This is a genomic window from Streptomyces sp. NPDC111656 (assembly GCF_055656965.1).
This window is the reverse complement of record NZ_JBVKCA010000001.1, coordinates 1,000,762-1,018,982: the sequence shown is the minus strand read 5'-3', so window position 1 is coordinate 1,018,982 and position 18,221 is coordinate 1,000,762. Positions and strand designations below refer to the sequence as shown.

17 protein-coding genes and 3 pseudogenes are annotated in these 18,221 nt (G+C 69.9%); 11 read left to right on the top strand and 9 right to left on the bottom strand.

The window, feature by feature from the left end:
* Positions 1-184: 184 nt before the first annotated feature.
* Positions 185-646: pseudogene (locus ACZ7M3_RS04715) on the top strand (transposase); the annotation flags it as partial.
* 68 nt (positions 647-714) lie between these two features.
* Positions 715-1,777, top strand: a pseudogene (locus tag ACZ7M3_RS04710) (IS630 family transposase).
* Positions 1,778-1,833: 56 nt separating this feature from the next.
* Here ACZ7M3_RS04710 and ACZ7M3_RS04705 read toward each other — a convergent pair.
* Both ACZ7M3_RS04705 and ACZ7M3_RS04700 read right to left on the bottom strand, forming a co-directional pair.
* Complete coding sequence (locus ACZ7M3_RS04705) at positions 1,834-2,427, bottom strand: short chain dehydrogenase (protein ID WP_472061037.1); 594 nt, start codon at positions 2,425-2,427, stop codon at positions 1,834-1,836.
* A 14-nt stretch (positions 2,428-2,441) separates the two neighbouring features.
* Positions 2,442-2,885, bottom strand: coding sequence for a nuclear transport factor 2 family protein (locus ACZ7M3_RS04700; RefSeq protein WP_472060697.1), 444 nt, complete (start codon positions 2,883-2,885; stop codon positions 2,442-2,444).
* Between the two features lie 106 nt (positions 2,886-2,991).
* Here ACZ7M3_RS04700 and ACZ7M3_RS04695 point away from each other — a divergent pair, with 106 nt between their 5' ends.
* The 4 genes and pseudogenes from ACZ7M3_RS04695 to ACZ7M3_RS04680 all read left to right on the top strand — a co-directional run bounded on the left by ACZ7M3_RS04695 (position 2,992) and on the right by ACZ7M3_RS04680 (position 7,031).
* Positions 2,992-3,906, top strand: coding sequence for a LysR family transcriptional regulator (locus tag ACZ7M3_RS04695; protein ID WP_472060696.1), 915 nt, complete (start codon positions 2,992-2,994; stop codon positions 3,904-3,906).
* A 355-nt stretch (positions 3,907-4,261) separates the two neighbouring features.
* Positions 4,262-4,459: pseudogene (locus ACZ7M3_RS04690) on the top strand (IS110 family transposase); the annotation flags it as partial.
* A 196-nt stretch (positions 4,460-4,655) separates the two neighbouring features.
* Positions 4,656-4,799: a DUF4240 domain-containing protein gene (locus tag ACZ7M3_RS04685; protein WP_472060694.1), complete on the top strand. Its 144-nt coding sequence runs from the start codon at positions 4,656-4,658 to the stop codon at positions 4,797-4,799.
* Between the two features lie 1,068 nt (positions 4,800-5,867).
* Entirely contained in the window at positions 5,868-7,031 is a 1,164-nt protein-coding gene (locus tag ACZ7M3_RS04680) for a glycoside hydrolase family 64 protein (protein ID WP_472061035.1), read from the top strand.
* Positions 7,032-7,044: 13 nt separating this feature from the next.
* Here the strand turns inward: ACZ7M3_RS04680 and ACZ7M3_RS04675 are convergent, their stop codons facing one another.
* Complete coding sequence (locus tag ACZ7M3_RS04675) at positions 7,045-7,704, bottom strand: TetR/AcrR family transcriptional regulator (protein ID WP_472060692.1); 660 nt, start codon at positions 7,702-7,704, stop codon at positions 7,045-7,047.
* Between the two features lie 128 nt (positions 7,705-7,832).
* On the opposite strand from ACZ7M3_RS04675, the gene ACZ7M3_RS04670 reads away from it, so the two are divergent.
* Positions 7,833-8,396: an NAD(P)H-dependent oxidoreductase gene (locus tag ACZ7M3_RS04670; protein WP_472060690.1), complete on the top strand. Its 564-nt coding sequence runs from the start codon at positions 7,833-7,835 to the stop codon at positions 8,394-8,396.
* Positions 8,397-8,530: 134 nt separating this feature from the next.
* Complete coding sequence (locus ACZ7M3_RS04665) at positions 8,531-9,208, top strand: AIM24 family protein (protein ID WP_095856519.1); 678 nt, start codon at positions 8,531-8,533, stop codon at positions 9,206-9,208.
* Between the two features lie 99 nt (positions 9,209-9,307).
* Here the strand turns inward: ACZ7M3_RS04665 and ACZ7M3_RS04660 are convergent, their stop codons facing one another.
* The 3 genes from ACZ7M3_RS04660 to ACZ7M3_RS04650 all read right to left on the bottom strand — a co-directional run bounded on the left by ACZ7M3_RS04660 (position 9,308) and on the right by ACZ7M3_RS04650 (position 13,396).
* Positions 9,308-11,083, bottom strand: coding sequence for a M4 family metallopeptidase (locus ACZ7M3_RS04660; protein WP_472060688.1), 1,776 nt, complete (start codon positions 11,081-11,083; stop codon positions 9,308-9,310).
* Positions 11,084-11,285: 202 nt separating this feature from the next.
* Positions 11,286-12,341 (bottom strand): polyprenyl synthetase family protein, encoded by a 1,056-nt coding sequence (locus ACZ7M3_RS04655; protein ID WP_472060686.1) that lies wholly within the window; start codon positions 12,339-12,341, stop codon positions 11,286-11,288.
* Entirely contained in the window at positions 12,338-13,396 is a 1,059-nt protein-coding gene (locus ACZ7M3_RS04650; RefSeq protein WP_472060684.1) for a tetratricopeptide repeat protein, read from the bottom strand. The genes ACZ7M3_RS04655 and ACZ7M3_RS04650 overlap by 4 nt, the downstream gene beginning before the upstream one ends.
* A 286-nt stretch (positions 13,397-13,682) precedes the next feature.
* On the opposite strand from ACZ7M3_RS04650, the gene ACZ7M3_RS04645 reads away from it, so the two are divergent.
* Both ACZ7M3_RS04645 and ACZ7M3_RS04640 read left to right on the top strand, forming a co-directional pair.
* Complete coding sequence (locus tag ACZ7M3_RS04645) at positions 13,683-14,570, top strand: aminoglycoside phosphotransferase family protein (RefSeq protein ID WP_472060682.1); 888 nt, start codon at positions 13,683-13,685, stop codon at positions 14,568-14,570.
* A 44-nt stretch (positions 14,571-14,614) separates the two neighbouring features.
* Positions 14,615-15,241, top strand: a complete 627-nt coding sequence (locus tag ACZ7M3_RS04640; protein ID WP_472060680.1) for an alpha-ketoglutarate-dependent dioxygenase AlkB — start codon at positions 14,615-14,617, stop codon at positions 15,239-15,241.
* Between the two features lie 39 nt (positions 15,242-15,280).
* On the opposite strand, the gene ACZ7M3_RS04635 is transcribed toward ACZ7M3_RS04640, so the two are convergent.
* The 3 genes from ACZ7M3_RS04635 to ACZ7M3_RS04625 are packed head-to-tail and all read right to left on the bottom strand — an operon-like array spanning position 15,281 to position 17,788.
* On the bottom strand, positions 15,281-15,880 hold the full coding sequence (locus tag ACZ7M3_RS04635; protein ID WP_472061033.1) for a TetR/AcrR family transcriptional regulator: 600 nt from the start codon (positions 15,878-15,880) through the stop codon (positions 15,281-15,283).
* Positions 15,877-17,322, bottom strand: a complete 1,446-nt coding sequence (locus tag ACZ7M3_RS04630) for an MFS transporter (protein ID WP_472060678.1) — start codon at positions 17,320-17,322, stop codon at positions 15,877-15,879. The genes ACZ7M3_RS04635 and ACZ7M3_RS04630 overlap by 4 nt, the downstream gene beginning before the upstream one ends.
* Positions 17,306-17,788 (bottom strand): hypothetical protein, encoded by a 483-nt coding sequence (locus ACZ7M3_RS04625; RefSeq protein WP_472060677.1) that lies wholly within the window; start codon positions 17,786-17,788, stop codon positions 17,306-17,308. Before ACZ7M3_RS04625 ends, ACZ7M3_RS04630 begins: the two co-directional genes overlap by 17 nt.
* A 30-nt stretch (positions 17,789-17,818) precedes the next feature.
* Here ACZ7M3_RS04625 and melC1 point away from each other — a divergent pair, with 30 nt between their 5' ends.
* On the top strand, positions 17,819-18,202 hold the full coding sequence (gene melC1, locus ACZ7M3_RS04620) for an apotyrosinase chaperone MelC1 (protein ID WP_095856511.1): 384 nt from the start codon (positions 17,819-17,821) through the stop codon (positions 18,200-18,202).
* The last annotated feature ends 19 nt before the right edge of the window (positions 18,203-18,221 follow it).

The window sequence follows — 18,221 nt, the reverse complement described above, 5'->3', positions numbered from 1 at the left end:
ATTCAGCTGCGGACCATCCGCGCACGCCAGCTGACCGGTTCCCCCACCACGGCCGACTGAGATCGGCACCTGACGCCCGCACCGGCCGAACTCGGCGTACGTATCGAGGAGGAAGCCGTCCTCCAGGACCTGCTCAGCGACCACGAACCCCGCACATGAGGCACACGCCTCAGACGGAGATACACGACCGTGCGGCATCACGGCGGAGGCCGACAGGCTGCGCGATGCCTTCCGCGCCGAGTGGGCCCACCAGCCGCTGCTCGTCAAGGACGCCCTTGGCAAGCAGATGCTCTCCCTGCTCAACCAGTTGGACGCCGCCTGCACGGCCGCCGACGACCTCGCGAAGGCGGTGGAAGAGGCGTTCCCTCAGCACCCGGACGCCGAGATCCTGCTGAGCCTTCCCGGGCTCGGCATCCAGCTCGCCGCCCGGATCCTGGCTGAGATCGGGGACGACCGCGCCCGCTTCGCCGACGCCCGTGGCCTGAAGGCGTACGCGGGCTCCTCGCCCGTCACCAGGGCCTCCGGCAAGGAGTCGTCCATCACGAGGCGCTGGGTGAAGAACGCCCAGCTCAACCAGGCCGGCTACCTAATGGGATGTGAAGGGCGGACCGTCAACCCTGGTTCCACCCGGTGCCGTGAGCACTACTCAAATTGATTGGGTGATGTCGGGCTGTTCGCCTGACAGTGTCTGGGGCGAGTCGGTGGTTGTGGGTCGTGAGATACGCGCAGGGCGGTGGTTTGACCGACGCCAAGAGGGCTGCGAGGGAGCGGGTGCGGCTGGAGGCAGTCGGTCGCTTCGAGTGTGGTGCGAGGAGCAGGGATGTCGCGGCCGCGCTGAGGGTGAGTGAGCGGTCGGTGGAACGCTGGCGTCGGCAGTGGCGGGAGCAGGGCAAGGAGGGTGTCCGGTCGAAGGGTTCGCCCGGGCGTCCGAGGCTGTCGGGTGTGCAGATCGCCAGGCTGGAAAGGGAGTTGAAGCGTGGTCCGCTCGCCCATGGCTGGAATGACCAGCGGTGGACCCTGGCGCGGGCGAAGACGCTGATCGGGAGATTGTTCCACGTCAGCTACACGGTTCAGGGGACATGGCGACTGCTCAAGCGCCATGGCTGGTCCTGGCAGCAGCCGGCTCGCCGGGCGATCGAACGCGACGACGAGGCAGTGGAGCTGTGGAAGGCGGAGGTGTGGCCGCAGGTAAAAGCGCGGCGGCGGCCCGCGGAGCCTGGATCGTTTGCGAGGACGAGGCCAGTCAGTCGCTCAGGCCGCCACGCGCGAGAACCTGGGGCCAGGTCGGCCGTACTCCGGTTGTCCGCGTCCGGGGCCGGGGTTCGGGACGCGCTTCGATGGCAGGGATGTCCTGCTTCCTTCCAGGAGAGCGGTCTCGGCTCATCTACAGCTTCCGCGTCCACCGGGGGCACAAGGGCGAACCCAAGGGTTTTACTTGGCAGGACTACCGCGATCTCATCGTACGAGCACACCGCCAGCTCAAAGGCCCCTCGTCCTGGTCTGGGACAACCTGCGCACTCACCTCATGCCGCAAATGAAGGAGTTCATCGCCGCGAACGAGGAGTGGCTGACCGTCTTCCACTTTCCCGTCTACGCACCCGATCTCAACCCGCAGGAAGGCATCTGGTCACTGGTGAAACGGACCATCGGCAATCTCGCCGCCGCGAACCTCGACCATCTCGCCACCGCAGTGAAGCGCAGCCTCAAGAAGACTCAGTACTGTCCGCACCTCATCGACGGCTGCCTTGCGGGCACCGGCCTGACCATGGACGGCTGACGCCGACCAAGCCGGTTCAGTAGCGGCGTCCCGCTCGTTTGCCGACGCTCCGGCTGTCAGCGGAGGAGAGGGGTCAAGGTCTGTCCCTGCATCTCTCCTGTGACAACTTCGATGTAGGTGTGGGCGACGTCGCTCAACGGCGTGCCTCCACCGTTGTCCATACCGAGCTTTTCGAGCGTCTCCTTCACCCACCCTGGGCTGACGACGTTCACCCTTACCCCGCGGGGCATTTCGATGGCTGCCGCCCGGACGAACGCCTCCAGTCCGGCATTGACCAGAGCGCCGAACGAGCTGCCTGGCGTGGGCTCTTGGAAGATGCCGCTGGTGAGCGTGATGGACCCGCCGTCCCGCACGTGGTCCAGGGCCCGGCGTAGCAGCTTCACCTGTCCCAGCAGCTTGCCTTTCAGACCGAGAGTGAACTCGTCGTCGGAAGGGGATGTGAGCGGAGTCAGCTGACCGCTGGCCGCGCAGCAGATGACCGCGTCCACCTTGCCGACGGTGTCGAAAAGGGCGTCGATGGAGGCCGGTATCTCCAGGTCGACCCGTGGGCTGCTGTCGCGTGAAGCCCGTATCACCTCATGCTCGGTCTCCAGCGCGTCTGCGACCGCACGGCCGATGGTGCCGGTTGCTCCGATCACAATGATTTTCATGCTGTTTCCTTCTGTCATCGGGCGAGGCGGGCTGGAAGGGGTGCCAGCGGGAAGTTGGCCCAGACGTAGTTGTCCATCTGGTGCTGGTCGCCGCTGAGGTTGACCACTCGATCGACCTGGCCGTCGGCGTCGAAGTGCCATACCAGTGCCCACATCGTGTCGACCTGGCCCACGCCCTGAGTCGTCCAGCCTCGGTGGATGTCGACGACGTACTCGCCGTTGCTGCCGAGAAACACGGGTTCGGCCTGGAAGCCCGCCTTGCCGAGCTGGTCGAAGAAGCTGACCACTTCGTCGAGTCCGTGCTTGGTGCCCGACAGAGGGTGGTGGCCCGGGATGGTCCACTCGATGTCCGGAGCCAGGACCACGCTCATCGCTTTGACGTCGTTGGCGGCGTAGGCGGAGAAGAAGTGGTTGATGGCCTCGACCTTGGGGTCGGACACGGCTTCACTCGTCGTCATCTGGATGCTCCCCGGCGGGTTCGGTACCGGGCTGTCCCGGTCGCGTGATCAACGATCTCGCCAGGCCGCTGTAGTCGTCCAATACCTGCTTCCATAACCTGGCGGCATGGATATCGACACCCGTCAGTTGAGGTACTTCGCCGCGGTGGTCGAGGAAGGCAACCTCACGCGGGCTGCCGAGCGTCTGTACATCTCGCAGCCCGCGCTGACGAAGCAGATACGGCAGCTGGAAGCCCAGCTGGGAGTGGACCTGTTCGTCCGTTCCCGCGCCGGGATGGCCCCCACCGAGGCCGGTGAGGCTCTGGCCGCCCACGCCGGCGCCGTGCTGACCGCTTGGGAGCGTGCGCTGCGAGTCACCCGGGGCGCCACGACCCGGGCCGCACGCACGCTACGGGTCGGCTTCGTGGCCAGCGCCGCCAATGAGCGCACCCAGCTGATCATCGCCGACTTCGCCCGGCGGCGCCCCGGCTGGCGGGTCCAGATGCGGCAGACCGAATGGACCGACCCCACCGCCGGGTTGGCCACCGGTGAAGTCGACGTGGCGCTGCTGCGCCTGCCAGTGCCCGCGCAGAGCGACTTCGACGTCGAGGTGCTGCTGACCGAGCCACGCTGGGTCGCCCTGCCTGCGGGGCATCGCCTCGCAGGGGAGGACCGGATCCGGTTCCAGGATCTGTACGACGAACCGTTCGTGGCGACCCCCGCCGAGTCAGGGGAGTGGCGCGACTACTGGCTCGCGGCCGATGAGCGCAAGGGTCACCCGGTGCGCATCGGCGCGGTCGCGCACCACCCCGATGAATGGCTCAACGCGATCGCCCACGGCCAGGGCATCAGCCTCACTCCCGAGGCGACCGCCCGCTTCTACCAGCGCCCAGACGTCGTCTACCGGCCCGTGACGGGCGTCAGTCCCAGCCAGATCGGTGTCGCCCGACCGCACACCCAACTGGTTGACGACGCCGTCGACGCCTTCATCCTTAGCTGCCGTGCCGTGTGCAGCGACACTGCCTCGCAGGCACTGGCCTGACCATGGACAGATGACCACGACCAAGCCGACATCACGCATTCAAGTTCAGTAGCAATCGAGCGGGATCGGGTCGCCCCGCCGGTCACAGGACTGAGGCCTACCGGCTACACCTGGGCCTTCGCCTCCCTGCGGGGCTCGACGGAGGCCAGAGGCCACTACGACCGCCGCCGGGAGGCAGGAGACAGGCATGTCGCCGCCCTCCGCAACCTCTTCAATCGGTTCCTCGGGATGCTGTTCTTCTGCCTGCACCACGGAGTGCCCTACGACCCGGTGAAAGCCTTCCCGAACCGGCCGACGCCGGAGATCCTTTCGGCTGTCGCTTGACGCCTTAACGCAGTGGGATGTCTCTGGGCCTTCACTCCGGGCGTCCGCCGGGGCCGACGCCCACTACCGGCGACGACGCGAACACGGTGACTGGCACGCGGCCGCCCGGCGCAACCTCTTCAACCGCATGGTCGGCCAGCTCTACCACTGCCTCCAGCACCGCAAGCTGTTCGACGGGCACACCGCGTTCCCCGCCTCAGGCCAGGAGAAAGAGACAGTGGCAGCGTGACCTCCGATGAGCGGGAACCGTGCGCTGTCGGTGTCTGGTGGCATGTTCTGCCACCATGAAAAAACAGCAGTTCTGGCAGCTCATCGCGGCAGCACGCAACCAGGCGATCGACCCGAACGAGAGCGAAACGGTCGCTCGCTAGACGACATCGCTGCTGGCCACCCGCCCTGCCGAGGAGATCGTCGCTGCCCAACAGGTGTTGTGGGGCCTGATGGCCGACTCCTACACGAACCCCTTGTGGGCCGCTGCCTACGTCATCAACGGCGGCTGCTCCGACGACGGCTTCGACTACTTCCGCGGCTGGCTGATCACGCAGGGACGCGAGGTCTTCGAACCATAGTCGCTGATCCTGATGCCCTCGCAGAACTGCCCATCGTGCAAGCCTCGGCGGCCGACGGCCTGGACCTGGCCGGACTTCGACGACCGAGGGGAGATGGCTCACCGACTGCCGCGCTTGGCCGCTCTCCATCCGGAGTAAGTCGCTTGGTCGGTGCTCTACGTCATCGACCGATGCATCGCTGGTTCTACACCCCAAACGGTGTTCGAAAGTCTTTCATCGCGCTGACTTGACGCGTTAGCAACGTGAGGTGTCTGGGCTCTCTGCTCGCGCTGTGCCTGGTCGCCGTCCTCGGCGGAGCAACGCCCCTGGCCGCCGATACCGACTCCGACCTGCGCAAATCACTCGGACCGGCCTCCAGCACACCGAACGCCTCCACGCTGGGGCGACTCCTGTCCTGCCTGGACGGCGATGCCCTGGACGACGCCGTGGGCGCTTGGCTCGCCCGGTACGCCGCCGACCCGGTTGACGAACCCGGCGACAGGCTGGTCTCCTGCCCGAACCGATCACCACGAGACGCACCCCCGCCCCCTGGGCGCCCCCTGCCCAGGGGGGGGCGGCAACCACGCCTCGCGGATACCCGCTCCAGGAACGCGACCGCGGGGCGACTCACCCGGCCCCGCGGCTTCAACCGCACTGGCGGGAGTTCGGAGCGGGCAGCGGAGCTCCGTTGCAACCCCCGCGCACTTCCTCGATGCGAGTCCCCTTCAGGCAGCCCTTCCAGCCATCTCCGATGCCCCGTCAGGAACGCCCCATACCGTTGACGACGATGGCCGCGCGGCCATCGAGCAGCAGCTCAGCGCGCTCCCACCGGTATGGGCGACCACTCCCGCCGGCCACCCGCCGGATCCGCCGTGGACATCCCCATGTGCCGCCACCCCAGGCCGAGTTGGACCAGACCAATCCTGTCCGAATCGTTGACATGCACGTCACCCACCGCAATTCTGAGAGCGCTCTCAACGAGAACCGGACGGCTCCACTCCGCCGGAATCCACCTCGTTGGAATCCCCCCACCCAAGGAGAGAGCGAGTGCCCAGAAGGCTCAGGAGTCTCAAATGGCATGCCCTGGCGGTGGCTGCGGCCACCGTCACCACGGCGCTTCTCACGTTCGGCGCCCCCTCCGACGCGAACGCGGCCGTCCCGGCGACGATCCCGCTGAAGTTCACGAACAACTCCGGCCGCAGCGAACCCGTTTACATCTACGACCTCGGAACACTCCTCTCGACGGGCCAGCAGGGCTGGGCCGACGCGAACGGCACGTTCCACGCCTGGCCCGCCGGAGGCAATCCGCCGACGCCCGCGCCCGACGCCTCGATCACAGGACCGGCCAACGGCCAGTCGATGACGATCCGGATGCCCAAGTTCTCCGGCCGGATCTACTTCTCCTACGGCCAGAAACTCGACTTCCGCCTGACCACCGGCGGTCTGGTGCAGCCGGCCGTGCAGAACCCGAGCGACCCCAACCGCAACATCCTCTTCAACTGGTCCGAGTACACGCTCAACGACTCCGGGCTGTGGATCAACAGCACCCAGGTCGACATGTTCTCGGCCCCGTACGCCGTCGGGGTCCAACTCGCCGACGGGAGCACCAAGAACACCGGCCACCTCAAGACGGGGGGCTACACCGGGTTCTTCAACGCCCTGCGCGGTCAGCCGGGCGGCTGGGCCAATCTGATCCAGACCCGGTCCGACGGCACCGTCCTGCGGGCGCTGGCTCCCGGCCACGGCATCGAGGCGGGCGCGCTGCCAGGCACCGTCATGGACGACTACGTCAACCGCGTGTGGCAGAAGTACAGTTCGTCGACGCTGACGGTGACGCCGTTCACCGATCACCCGAACACGAAGTACTTCGGGCGGGTCTCCGGTGACGTCATGAACTTCACCAACAGCGCCGGAGCGGTCGTCACCAGCTTCCAGAAGCCCGACTCGGACAGCATCTTCGGTTGCTACAAGCGGCTGGACGCCCCCAACGACCTGGTACGCGGCCCCATTTCACGGACCCTGTGCGCGGGATTCAACCGCTCGACCCTTCTCACCAACCCCAACCAGCCGGACACGAGCTCGGCGAACTTCTACCAGGACACGGTGACCAACCAGTACGCCCGCAAGATCCACGCGCAGATGGCCGACGGCAAGGCCTACGCGTTCGCCTTCGACGACGTCGGCAACTACGAGTCCCTCGTCCACGACGGCAACCCCCAACAGGCGTACGTCACGCTGGACCCGTTCAGCTGACGGACTCCGCAAGCTAGTCGGACACCGGGCAGGTGGTCCGCTTCACGAGGTCGTGCCAGCCGGACTCCAGGCGCTCGAGCGGCATCCCGCACTGGCGCGTCAAGTGGTGGATCAGGGCGGGTTCCAGGTAGCCCATGAGGGTCTGGGCGAGGAGAACACCGTCCGCGCCGGGCACGGCCTCGCGCAGGAGCATGGCGACGTGGGTGAAGCGGACGCGGTACGGGGCGGAGCTGAAGCGGCGGGAGGCGTCCGGCTCGGCGGCGATGTACAGGTCGAGCCGGTCGTGGATCTCGCGCAGGACCCGGCAGCCGAAGGCGTGCAGGCGGTCCGCCGGGGACGCGCCGGGGCCGAGAGGTGGCGGGCCGCTGAGGAAAGCGGCCTGGAACTGCTGCTCCGTGTGGTCGAGCAGGGCCATCAGCAGGCCGGTGCGGTCACCGAAGCGCCGGAAGACGGTTCCCTTGCCCACCGAGGCCGCGACGGCGACGGCCTCCATGGTCACATTGGCGACCCCGTGCTCCTCCACCAGGCGGGTGGCGGCCTCCAGCAGCCGGGCGCGGTTGCGTGCGGCATCGGCGCGGAGCTGCGGCGCGGCGGGCCCGACGGTCAGCTCCAGCGGGACCGGGGCTCCCGAGGGTTCCTGCCCCCTCGGGAAGGGCGGAAGTGGGGTGGACATGAACACAGCGTAACGGCAGACGGGGGCAACTGGACCCTGGTCCGTTTAGCTGCTACAACATTAAACAGACCAGCAAGCGGACCTCGGTCCGTTTTATTGCCGCAATGTTTCGTCCCCGGGAGTTCCCCATGTCCGTACGCATCCTCGCGCTCGTCGGCAGCCTTCGCGCCGGCTCCCACAACCGTCAGCTCGCGGAGGCGGCTGTCAAGCTCGCCCCCGAGGGCGCGGAGATCGAGCTGTTCGAGGGGCTCGCCGAGGTCCCGTTCTACAACGAGGACCTCGACGTCGAGGGCAAGGTGCCGGCCGCCGCCATCGCCCTGCGCGAGGCCGCGGGCCGCGCCGACGCCTTTCTGCTCTTCTCGCCCGAGTACAACGGCACGATCACGGCCGTCCTGAAGAACGCCATCGACTGGCTGTCGCGTCCGTACGGCGCCAGCGCCTTCACCGGTAAGCCCGCCGCCGTGGTCGGCACCGCGTACGGTCAATTCGGTGGCGTCTGGGCCCAGGACGAGGCCCGTAAGGCCCTCGGGATCGCGGGTGCCGCCGTCCTGGAGGACCTCAAGCTCTCCGTTCCCGGCTCCGTGGTCCGCTTCGCCGAGACCCACCCGGTCGACGACGCCGAGGTCGCCGCCCAGCTCACCGAGGTCGTCGCCCGCCTGCACAGCCAGGTCGGCACCGCCAGCGCCTCCTGACGACTCCCCCCAGGGCCGGTCCGGTACCACCGGACCGGCCCTTCGCGCGTTCCCGGCAGTCGCCGACCGCCCCCAACGGTCCCGGGATGTCGGCGATCTTGGCGGAACCAAACCCTCCGGGCCAAGATGCCCGCATGAAGGGTGATCTCTTTTCCAGTGACCACATGGTGCAGCCCGCCGTCACGCCGGGCATGACCATCCAGAACGCCAAGTCGATCAAGTACGCCGTCAACGGCGACATGCTCGCGCGCCAGGGGGCGATGATCGCCTACCGGGGAAATCTGCAGTTCGAGCGCAAGGGCCAGGGCGTGGGCGGCATGCTCAAGCGGGCGGTCACCGGTGAGGGTCTGCCGCTGATGACGGTGCGCGGACAGGGCGAGGCCTGGTTCGCGCACGAGGCGCAGAACTGTTTCATCATCGACATCGAGCCGGGCGACCTGTTCACCGTGAACGGGCGCAACGTCCTGTGCTTCGACTCCACGCTGTCGTACGACATAAAGACCGTGAAGGGCGCGGGCGTCACCGGCGGCGGCATCTTCAACAGCGTCTTCAGCGGTCACGGCAGACTGGGGCTGATCTGCGAGGGCAACCCGCTGGTGATACCCGTCTCGCCGCAGCAGCCGGTGTACGTCGACACGGACGCGGTCGTCGGCTGGACCGCGCAGCTCCACACCTCGCTGCACCGCTCGCAGTCGATCGGTTCGATGATCCGCGGCGGCTCGGGCGAGGCCGTGCAGCTGAAGCTGGAGGGCGACGGCCTGGTCGTCGTACGGCCGAGTGAGGCGACTCCGCAGAAGGCACAGCAGCACTGACGCCGGGGGGACGGCGAAAGGGGCCCCGCCCGATGGCGGGGCCCCTTCTTCTGGCGCCTTCGCGCCGTCCTGCTCGTGCCGTCCTTCTCGTCCCGTCCGTCAGCGTCCGGCGGCCGGAGTGTTGGCGGTGGTGACATTGACGGCGGCCCACGCCGCGTCCACCGCCCGGTACTCGGCGCTGGTCGCCCCGTACATGTCGGCGGCGGCCTTGAGGGTCGCGGTCCGCGCGTCGTGGAAGTCGGTCGTGGAGACCATGTAGCGGGTCAGCGCGCGGTAGAAGATCGCGGTCGCCTTGGCGCGTCCGATGCCGGTCACCCGCGAGCCGTCGTACGTCGGCGAGTCGTACTTCACACCGCCGATCGTCTTGCGGCCACTGCCCTCGGCGAGCAGGTAGTACGCGTGCGAGGAGACGCCGGAACCGGCGTGCACCTCGGTGTCGTACGCCGCGGGCGACCAGTAGTCGATGGTGCCCTCCAGCTTGTCCAGGGAGGGGTGGTCGAGGCGGCGCAGGAACTTCTGGGCGAGGCCCAGCTTCTCGCCCATGAGGTAGTTGGGCGGGTTCTTCGGGTTGTTGGCGGAGAACTCGACGTTGGACCCGAAGATGTCGGCGAGTGACTCGTTGAGTGCGCCCGGCTCGCCGTACTGGTTGCCGTCCGCGTCCACCCGGGTGGGCTCGAGGGCGGCGGTGGCGTCGACGACGCCGTGGGTCAGCTCGTGGCCGGTGACGTCCAGGACGACCAGCGGCTTCTTGAACATGTCGCCGTCACCGTCGCCGTAGAGCATGCAGCCGCACGTCGAGTCCCAGAAGGCGTTGCCGACCTTGCGGCCGAAGTGGACCATCGCGCGGGCGCCGGTGCTGTTGTTCTTGATGCCCTTGCGGCCGAAGGTCTTCTTGTAGAAGTCCAGCGTCTGGGTGATGCCGTACTGAGCGTCGACCGCGGTGGTGGTCCGGTTGGCGGTGGTGCCGGTGCCCCACTTGTTGGTGGTGCTGGTGAACTTCGTGCCGCGCGAGAAGGCTTCCAGTTCCGCGCCCTTGGCGTCCCGGGTCTCGGTGTTCCACCGGGTGGGGTCCTTGAGGAGGAAGCTGGTGCGCGCGGTCCGGGTCGTGGTCAGCGTCACCTTGCCGGCGAAGAGGGAGGTGCCGCTGCCGGTGGCCTTGACCGGGTAGCGGGCGGCCGCCGTCGCGCCGAGGAGGCCGGCCGGCTGGGTGGCCACGCCCGTCACCGGGCTCGCCGTCTCGCCCTTCTCGCGCAGCGTCTTCTCCAGGTGCGGCGAGATGAACTCGTCGCTGTCGGGGGTGTTGCTGCGGATCCGGCCGCTCTGCGCGTCCACGACGACCGTGCGGGAGGCACCGGCCTCGGTGGTGTCGCTGTCCGTCACGCGCACCTGGTAGGCGAGGGCGGCGGCGCCGTCGCGGGCGTCGACGACGAGTTCGGCGCTGCCCGCGTCGCCCTGGGCGACCGCGGCGGCCTTCTGTTCGGCCTGCTGGGGCGTCAGCTTCGCCTCGGTGGTGGACGGCTTGACGGCGTGGTCAGCGGCCCGGGTCACGCCCAGGTAGGCGGACTGCTTGCCGAGGTGGACGACGAGGTCGCCGCCGAGCACCGGGAGCCCCTGGTGGCTGCGGACGAAGCGGACGTGCTGCTTACCGTCCGGGTCCGTCATGACGTCCGTGGCCCGCAGGGTGTCACCCGGGCCGACACCGGTGGCCGGGGCGTGGGCGTACGCGGCGGCCCGGGCGGCCTCCACCGGTGAGGAGGCCGAAGTCGCGGCACGGGCGGGCGAGTCGGGCGCCGCGAGGGCGGGGCCCGCCGGAAGCGTGGCCGCCGTCGTGACCGCGACGGCGATCGCCACGCGGCGTATGTGGGGTCTACGCACTGAGTTCCTTCGAACGGGGGCGGCCAGCGTCGCCAACCGCCCTGAGGCACGACGCTGTTGAACGCCGTGGAGGCTGTCGGGCCCTCCCGACAGATGCGACGAGGGGGGCGGTGGTTGCCCGACGAGGTCCACCAACCCGCACATGTGATCGAGGTCGCAGCGCCTCCGGCCCGCAGCGGGGGGAGCCGGAGGCGCGCAGGTGTCAGATCGCGCGGTGGGCGAGGGAGGAGAGGAGCGTCCGCAGGTCCGCGGCGGGGCGCGGGGCCAGGGAGGCTCCCGCCAGCAGGGTGTCCGCCGCGGTGAGATGCCGGCGCGCCGCGCCCAGGGCCGCCGTGCGCCCGCCGGCCCGCTCGACCAGGGTCGCCGCCCGGCGTACGGCGCCGTCGTCGAGGACGGCGGTGGAGGCGAGGAGTTCGGCGAGCGGGGAGCGGCCCGGCGCGGCCAGGGCGGCGAGAACGGGGAGGGTCTTCTTCCCGTGCCGCAGATCACCGTGCACGGGCTTCCCGGTGACGGCCGGATCGCCCCAGATGCCGAGCAGGTCGTCGGCGATCTGGAAGGCCACCCCGAGATGCCGTCCGGCGCGGTCCAGGGCGGCGGCGGTCTCCCGCGGCGCGCCCGCCAGCCCGGCCCCGAGGGCCAGCGCGCAGCCGAGCAAGGCACCGGTCTTGTGCTCGGCCATCGCCTCGTACTCCCCCGCACTCACCGCGTCGGGGCCGGTCCAGGGGCGGTGGGCGAACAGCAGGTCGTCGGCCTGTCCGCGGACCAGATCGCGCGAGGCCCTCGTCAACCGCCGTACGGCCGCCGGGGCGTGGGAGGTCGCGGGCGCCGTGGTGAGCGTCTCGACGGCCAGGGCGAAGAGCGCGTCGCCCGTGAGGACGGCGGGGCCGGTGCCGTACGCCTTCCACACGGCGGGGCGGCCGCGGCGCAGCGCGTCGCCGTCCATGATGTCGTCGTGCAGGAGCGAGAAGGTGTGCAGCAGTTCCACCGCGACCGCGCCCGGCACGCCCGCCTCGGCGGAGCCTCCGGCCGCCTCGGCCCCGAGCACGGCGAGTGCCTGTCGTACGCCCTTGCCCTGGCGGTGGGTCGCGGGGGCGCCGCCTACCTCGCAGCGGCCCAGCGCGTAGCCGGCCATCTCCGCCACCCAGGGGTGCAGCCCGTCGATCGCCTCCGCGAGGGCCGGGGCGACCAGTTCGCGGCAGCGCGCCAGGATCTCCGGGGCGGCGGGCGGCGCCGTCAGGACCGTACGGGGAGAGGTCATCGGGCTGCCTCCGTGTCCGCGCCCTCCGCCGGAGTGAGGCCGAGTTCCGTCCGCGCCCGTTCGACCATCTCCTGGGCGTGTCGCAGCCCGATGCCCTCCAACACGCGGGCCAGTTCGGTGAGTTCGGCGGCGGTCTCGGCCCGGTCGCGACCGAGCCTGGCCAGGGACTTGACCAGCCCGAGCCGGGACAGCGCCCGCCCGCGCGGCTCGCTCATCGCCTCGAACTCCGCCAGTGCCTGCACGTAGAGGTCCCGGGCCCGCTCATAACGCCCGGCCCGGTAGAGGACGTTGCCGCGCATCTTGTGGTTGTAGGCGAGTGCCCCGGACAGGTTCATCGCCCGGCAGGACACCTCCGCCTCGCTCAGCAGTGCCAGCGCGCGGTCCGGGTCCCGGTCGCGTACGGAGACGATGTCCGCGAGGCCGCGCAAAGCCCAGGCGTGGCCGCGCCGGTCCTCGGCGCGCGCGGCGATCTCGGCCGCTTCCTCGAACATGGCGTACGCGGTGTCGTAGGCACCGGTGTTGCGGTGTATCTGCGCGATGCCCTCCAGGGCCCACACGGTGTGGCGGGCCTCGCCGCGCTTGCGGGCCTCGGCCAGCAGTTGTTCGTGCAAAGCGGTCACGGCGGCGTAGTCGCCCTGGATGCGGCCGGTCTCCGCCATGCCCGCCAGGGAGTAGCCGCGTACGACGACGTCCCCGGACTGCTTGCCGAGTTCGGCGGCCAGTCGCAGCAGCCGCCAGGCCAGCGGGAACGCCCCGCGCTGGCGGGCCAGGGTGCCGCCGCTCCACAGCGCCCACGCCATCGCGCCGGTGTCCCGGGCCTCGCGGGCGGTGCGGTAGCTCGCCTTCCATGCCCGGTCGGCGTCGGCCACCTGCCCGAGCCTGCGGTGCGCCTCGGCGACCGCCAGGCCCGAACGGGCCGCCTCGGCACGGGCGCCCACACGCTCGGCGGCGCGCAGTTGCTCGGTACCCGCCGCCAGGACATCGGTCAGCGAGGAGTTCACGGACAGGGTGGTCAAAGCGCCCTGGTACTCGGGGGCGAAGGCCTTGCCGTACATGGATCCCTTTCGATCGGCTGACTTTCACGGATCGGCGGCACCCGACGACTCGACCCTCACGTATACACACTTTGTATACACGGAGCGTATAGTGTGCTGGATTTCCACTCGTGAATCCATGCCGTACCGCGGTTGTCGCGCCGCCCATCCGTTGTCGATCAAGACGGCGACGGCGTGCGCCAGGTTGCCTGTCGCGAAAAAGAAGCGCGAACCTCCCTCGCTCCAGGCATAGTTGAGCCCCGTGTCAGACAGAGAACCAGAAGCGCAAACGATCCCCGAGGGCCCGATGCGTCCCGGCGAGTTCCCGATCGACACCTCGCTCGTGCGACGGCTGCTGGCCGCACAGTTCCCACGCTGGGCCGAGCTGCCCCTGAAGCACTTCCCGTCGGCGGGTACCGTCAACGCCCTGTACCGGCTCGGCGACGACCTGGCCGTACGCCTCCCCCGGATCGAAGGGGGCGCCGAGGACGTGACCAAGGAAGCGCACTGGGTGCCCCGCCTCGCCCCGCTGCTCCCGGCCGCCGTCCCCGAGATCCTCGCCACCGGCACACCCGGCGAGGGCTACCCGTGGCCCTGGATGGTGCAGCGCTGGCTCGACGGCGAACCCCCGCACGCAGGCCGTCTCACCGATCCGCTGCCCCTGGCCGCCGACCTCGGCGCCTTCGTGGCCGCGCTGCGCCGGGTCCGGCTGCCCGACGGGCCGACCGCCTATCGGGGTGTGCCCCTGTCCACCGCCGATGCCATGACGCGCTCCGCGCTCGACGAGCTGCGCGGCACGATCGACACCTCCGCCGCCACCGCCGCCTGGGAGGCGGCGCTCGCCGCGCCCGCGTGGACCGGTCCGCCCCTATGGGTCCACTCCGACCTGATGCCCGGCAATCTGCTCACCCACGGAAGCCGGCTCGACGCCGTGCTGGACTTCGGCACCGTCGGCGTCGGCGACCCGGCCTGCGATCTCATCCCGGCCTGGAACCTGCTCCCCACCGAGGCGCGGGACACCTTCCGGCAGGCGGCGGGCGCCGACGACGCCACCTGGGCACGGGGGCGCGGCTGGGCCCTGTCCATGGCGCTCATCCAGCTCCCGTACTACCGCGTCACCAATCCGGTGATCGCCGCCAACGCCGAGCACGTCATCCACGCGGTCCTCACGGAGGCCGACGCCAGGCTGCCCTGAGACATCAATGGAACGTATATTCGAATACGGAGTAGGCTGGAGGCATGTCCACGCACCTCCAGGGCTCGCTGTTCGACCAGACCGACGAGCTCCACCTCAGTCAGTTGAACGCGACGCGCCGGACGGTCCTGGGCGACGGGGCCTGGATCGACCTGTTGCCCGGATGGCTCGGCGGCGCCGACGCCCTGTTCGCACGGCTCGTCGACGAGGTGCCGTGGCGGGCGGAGCGGCGGCAGATGTACGAGCACGTGGTGGACGTACCGAGGCTGCTCGCGTACTACCGGGCGGGCGACGCGCTGCCGCACCCGATCCTCGACGAGGCGCGACAGGCGCTGTCCGCGCACTACACCCGTGAGCTGGGCGAACCGTTCACCACCGCGGGCCTGTGCTACTACCGGGACGGCCGCGACAGCGTGGCCTGGCACGGGGACCGGATCGGGCGGGGCGCACGGGAGGACACCATGGTCGCGATCCTCTCCGTGGGCGCTCCCCGCGACCTGTTGCTGCGCCCGCGGCGCGGCGGGGAGACCGTACGGCGCCCGCTCGGACACGGCGACCTGATCGTGATGGGCGGCTCCTGCCAGCGCACCTGGGAGCACGCCATTCCCAAGACGGCGCGGGCTGCGGGGCCGCGGATCAGCGTCCAGTTCCGTCCGAACGGCGTGAACTGAGACGGGGGCGGGTGTTCCCGTCCGGCAGCGTCCTTCGCCTCACGGCGTCAGGAGTGCCTGGACCGTGGGGCCGTACCGGTCGACGATGTCCTCGATCGCGGTGGCGCGCAGCCGGGTGCCGCGTGCGATGCCGTACATCGCGCCGAGCCCGAGCAGTGTGCCGACGGCGAGTTCGGCGCGCAGGCCCGCGTCGGGGCCGCTCAGCCGCAGGGCGAGGCGGTCACTGACCTGGGTGCGGAAGTTGGCGCGCATGATGTCGCCCTGGTCGCCCTGGCGCGGGGCGAAGATGATCCGCAGGACGGGGTCGGCTCCGCGCTCGGTCTGGCCGACGAGCACCTGGCGGACCATGTGGGGGCCGAGTTGGTCCAGGGGTGCGTCCAGGAGGGCGGCGGCATCCGCCTCGAAGGACATCACGCGCCCGAAGAGCGCGTCCTTGTTCCCGAAGTACTTGAGGATCAGCGGAGCGCTCACCCCCGCGCGGTCGGCGATCGCCTTGAGCGTGATGTCCGCGTGGGCGTGCCGGGCCATCAGATGGCGGGCCGCGCGGAGGATGGCGGCCTTCGTGGCCTCGGCGTCCCGGCGCGGTGGGGCGATCGGGGTCGCGCTGAGGCCGGGGGGCGGAGTGGACACGGTGCTCAGGCTCCTTCGAATGCCTCGTCCCGAGGTGCGTCCGCACTGCTGGAGGCCCGTCGGGTGTCGCTGAGGGTGGGGTCGGCGGGTATGACGAGGGCGGCGACACAGGCCACCAGTGCGACCGTACCCGCCATGGCGAAGGCCAGCAGATAGCCGTGCAGCGTGGGGATCGGGGCACCGCCGACGAGGCTGGTGTGGTGGACCAGGATGGCGGCGACGGCGGCGCTGCTCACGGCCTGGCCGACGGTGCGCATCAGCACGTTGACGCCGTTCGCGGACGCGGTCTGCCCGGCGGGCACCGCACGCAGGATGAGGGTGGGCAGCGCCGAGTAGGAGAACGCGGTGCCCATCGCGCAGACCGCGGAGCCCAGCAGGATCACCAGCAGGCTGTGGCTGTTGATGATGCGTATGCCGTAGCCGGCGGCGATGACCAGGGTGCCGAGGGCCAGCGTCACCCGGGCGCCGCGGGCCGCCGAGATGCGCGCCGAGACCGGCGAGAGCAGCAGCATGATCACCCCGCCGGGCAGCAGGACCAGGCCCGTCGCCACGATGGACAGCTCGAGGCCGTAGCCGGTCGCCTTGGGCGCCTGCACCAGCTGCGCCGTCACCAGGGAGTTGGCGTAGAAGGCGAAGCCGGTCAGGAGCGCCGCGACATGAGGCAGGGCGACGCGGGGGCTGGTCGCCAGTTTCAGGTCCACCAGGGGGCGTGCGGTACGGAGTTGCTGCGCCCACCACAGGCCGAGGACGCAGACGCTCCCGACGAACAGACCGAGGATCCGGGGGCTGGACCAGCCCCACTGGCCGCCCTGTGACACCCCCAGCAGCAGACACGAGAGCCCCAGGGCCAGGCCCAGCGCGCCGGTCATGTCGAAGCGGCCCGGCTCGCGGACGGGCGACTCGCGCACCGCCCACCAGGCCAGCGCCGTCCCGAGGGCGCCGACCGCCGTCGTCCCCCAGAACATGACGTGCCAGCTGGCGTACTGAACCACCATCGCGGCGATCGGCAGGCCGAGGGCGGCGCCGATCCCGACGGTGGAGCTCATCAGCGCCACCGCGGAACCCGTGCGCTCGGGCGGCAGTTCGTCCCGCAGAAGACTGATCGACAACGGTACGACGGCGGCCGCGGCCCCTTGCAGGGCTCGGGCCGCGATGAGTATGCGGATGTCGGACGTGAGGGCGCACATGAGCGAGCCGACCGTCATCATCCCGAGGGCGATCAGCAGCACCTTCTTCTTGCCGTACATGTCGCCGGCGCGGCCCAGCACCGGGTTGAGCACCGCTCCGGTCAGCAGCGTCGCCGTCACCATCCAGGACACGGCTCCCGCCGACGCACCCGTCAGCCGCGGCAGGTCGGGCAGCAGCGGCACCACCACCACCTGCATCACGGCCATGAGGCTCCCGCCGAGCGCGAGGACCGGGACCGTCAGTCGGTCACGCAGTGCCACCATGAACTCTCCAGAAGTCGGCGCGAAGAAGGTTGGTGAATGGCAATTCACCATAGCTGGTGAATTGCCATTCACCCAAGGGGAGCCGCACTTCAGGGGGAGCTACCGGCGCGAGCGGGCCTGCACCGTGCGCGCCACGCGCGGACCCAGCCGCCGCTTGAACCCCGATGTACAGGTTGCGTCCCAGCGTGATGTCACCGCCGAAGCGGTCGACAGGCGCGACCCCCGCGGTTCGCGCCAGCTTGCGGGCGTGAGCCGCGCCACCCGCCATCGGCCGACCCGGGAAGATCATCGGCGGAACGTCCACCGGCCGGAGGAATTCCACCTTCCGGTCGATCACGGACACCCGTACAGCAAGATCATCTTCGTTCAACCTTGCACGACATTTACTTAATTGTCCTGATCGCGGCCAACCGACATTCGGCGATTTCTCCCACTCTCCGACGAACCGATAGGCATATCGGGTCATCGACCGAGCTTGATCGCAGGAGGTCTCCGCATGCCGGAACTCACCCGTCGCCGTGCCCTCGGGGCCGCGGCCGCCCTCGCCGCCGCGGCCGGCGCCCAGACCGTCGCCGTGGCCAGGGCCGCGGACACCGGACACCACGGCGGGCCCGAGGCCTTCGACGAGGTCTACCGGGGTCGTCGCATCACGGGCCGCGCCGCCGGCGGAGGCGGTCACCATCACGAACACGGCGCCGGGTACGCCGTGTTCATCGACGGGGTCGAGCTGCACGTGATGCAGAACGCCGACGGCAGCTGGATCAGCGTCGTCAGCCACTACGACCCGGTGCCCACCCCGCGCGCCGCCGCCCGCGCCGCGGTCGTGGAACTCCAGGGGGCACCGCTCGTCCCCCTCGGCATGCCCATGCCCCAGCAGTGACCCAGCCCCGTCAGCACAC

Bases quoted from the DNA above. Each gene is read 5' to 3' on its own strand.
- ACZ7M3_RS04630 (WP_472060678.1), bottom strand. From the start codon at position 17,322: ATGGTGGCACTGCGTGACCGACTGACGGTCCCGGTCCTCGCGCTCGGC.
- ACZ7M3_RS04665 (WP_095856519.1), top strand. From the start codon at position 8,531: ATGAAGGGTGATCTCTTTTCCAGTGACCACATGGTGCAGCCCGCCGTC.
- ACZ7M3_RS04650 (WP_472060684.1), bottom strand. From the start codon at position 13,396: ATGTACGGCAAGGCCTTCGCCCCCGAGTACCAGGGCGCTTTGACCACC.
- ACZ7M3_RS04645 (WP_472060682.1), top strand. From the start codon at position 13,683: ATGCGTCCCGGCGAGTTCCCGATCGACACCTCGCTCGTGCGACGGCTG.
- melC1 (WP_095856511.1), top strand. From the start codon at position 17,819: ATGCCGGAACTCACCCGTCGCCGTGCCCTCGGGGCCGCGGCCGCCCTC.
- ACZ7M3_RS04640 (WP_472060680.1), top strand. From the start codon at position 14,615: ATGTCCACGCACCTCCAGGGCTCGCTGTTCGACCAGACCGACGAGCTC.
- ACZ7M3_RS04625 (WP_472060677.1), bottom strand. From the start codon at position 17,788: ATGACCCGATATGCCTATCGGTTCGTCGGAGAGTGGGAGAAATCGCCG.
- ACZ7M3_RS04670 (WP_472060690.1), top strand. From the start codon at position 7,833: ATGTCCGTACGCATCCTCGCGCTCGTCGGCAGCCTTCGCGCCGGCTCC.
- ACZ7M3_RS04695 (WP_472060696.1), top strand. From the start codon at position 2,992: ATGGATATCGACACCCGTCAGTTGAGGTACTTCGCCGCGGTGGTCGAG.
- ACZ7M3_RS04705 (WP_472061037.1), bottom strand. From the start codon at position 2,427: ATGAAAATCATTGTGATCGGAGCAACCGGCACCATCGGCCGTGCGGTC.
- ACZ7M3_RS04675 (WP_472060692.1), bottom strand. From the start codon at position 7,704: ATGTCCACCCCACTTCCGCCCTTCCCGAGGGGGCAGGAACCCTCGGGA.
- ACZ7M3_RS04700 (WP_472060697.1), bottom strand. From the start codon at position 2,885: ATGACGACGAGTGAAGCCGTGTCCGACCCCAAGGTCGAGGCCATCAAC.
- ACZ7M3_RS04655 (WP_472060686.1), bottom strand. From the start codon at position 12,341: ATGACCTCTCCCCGTACGGTCCTGACGGCGCCGCCCGCCGCCCCGGAG.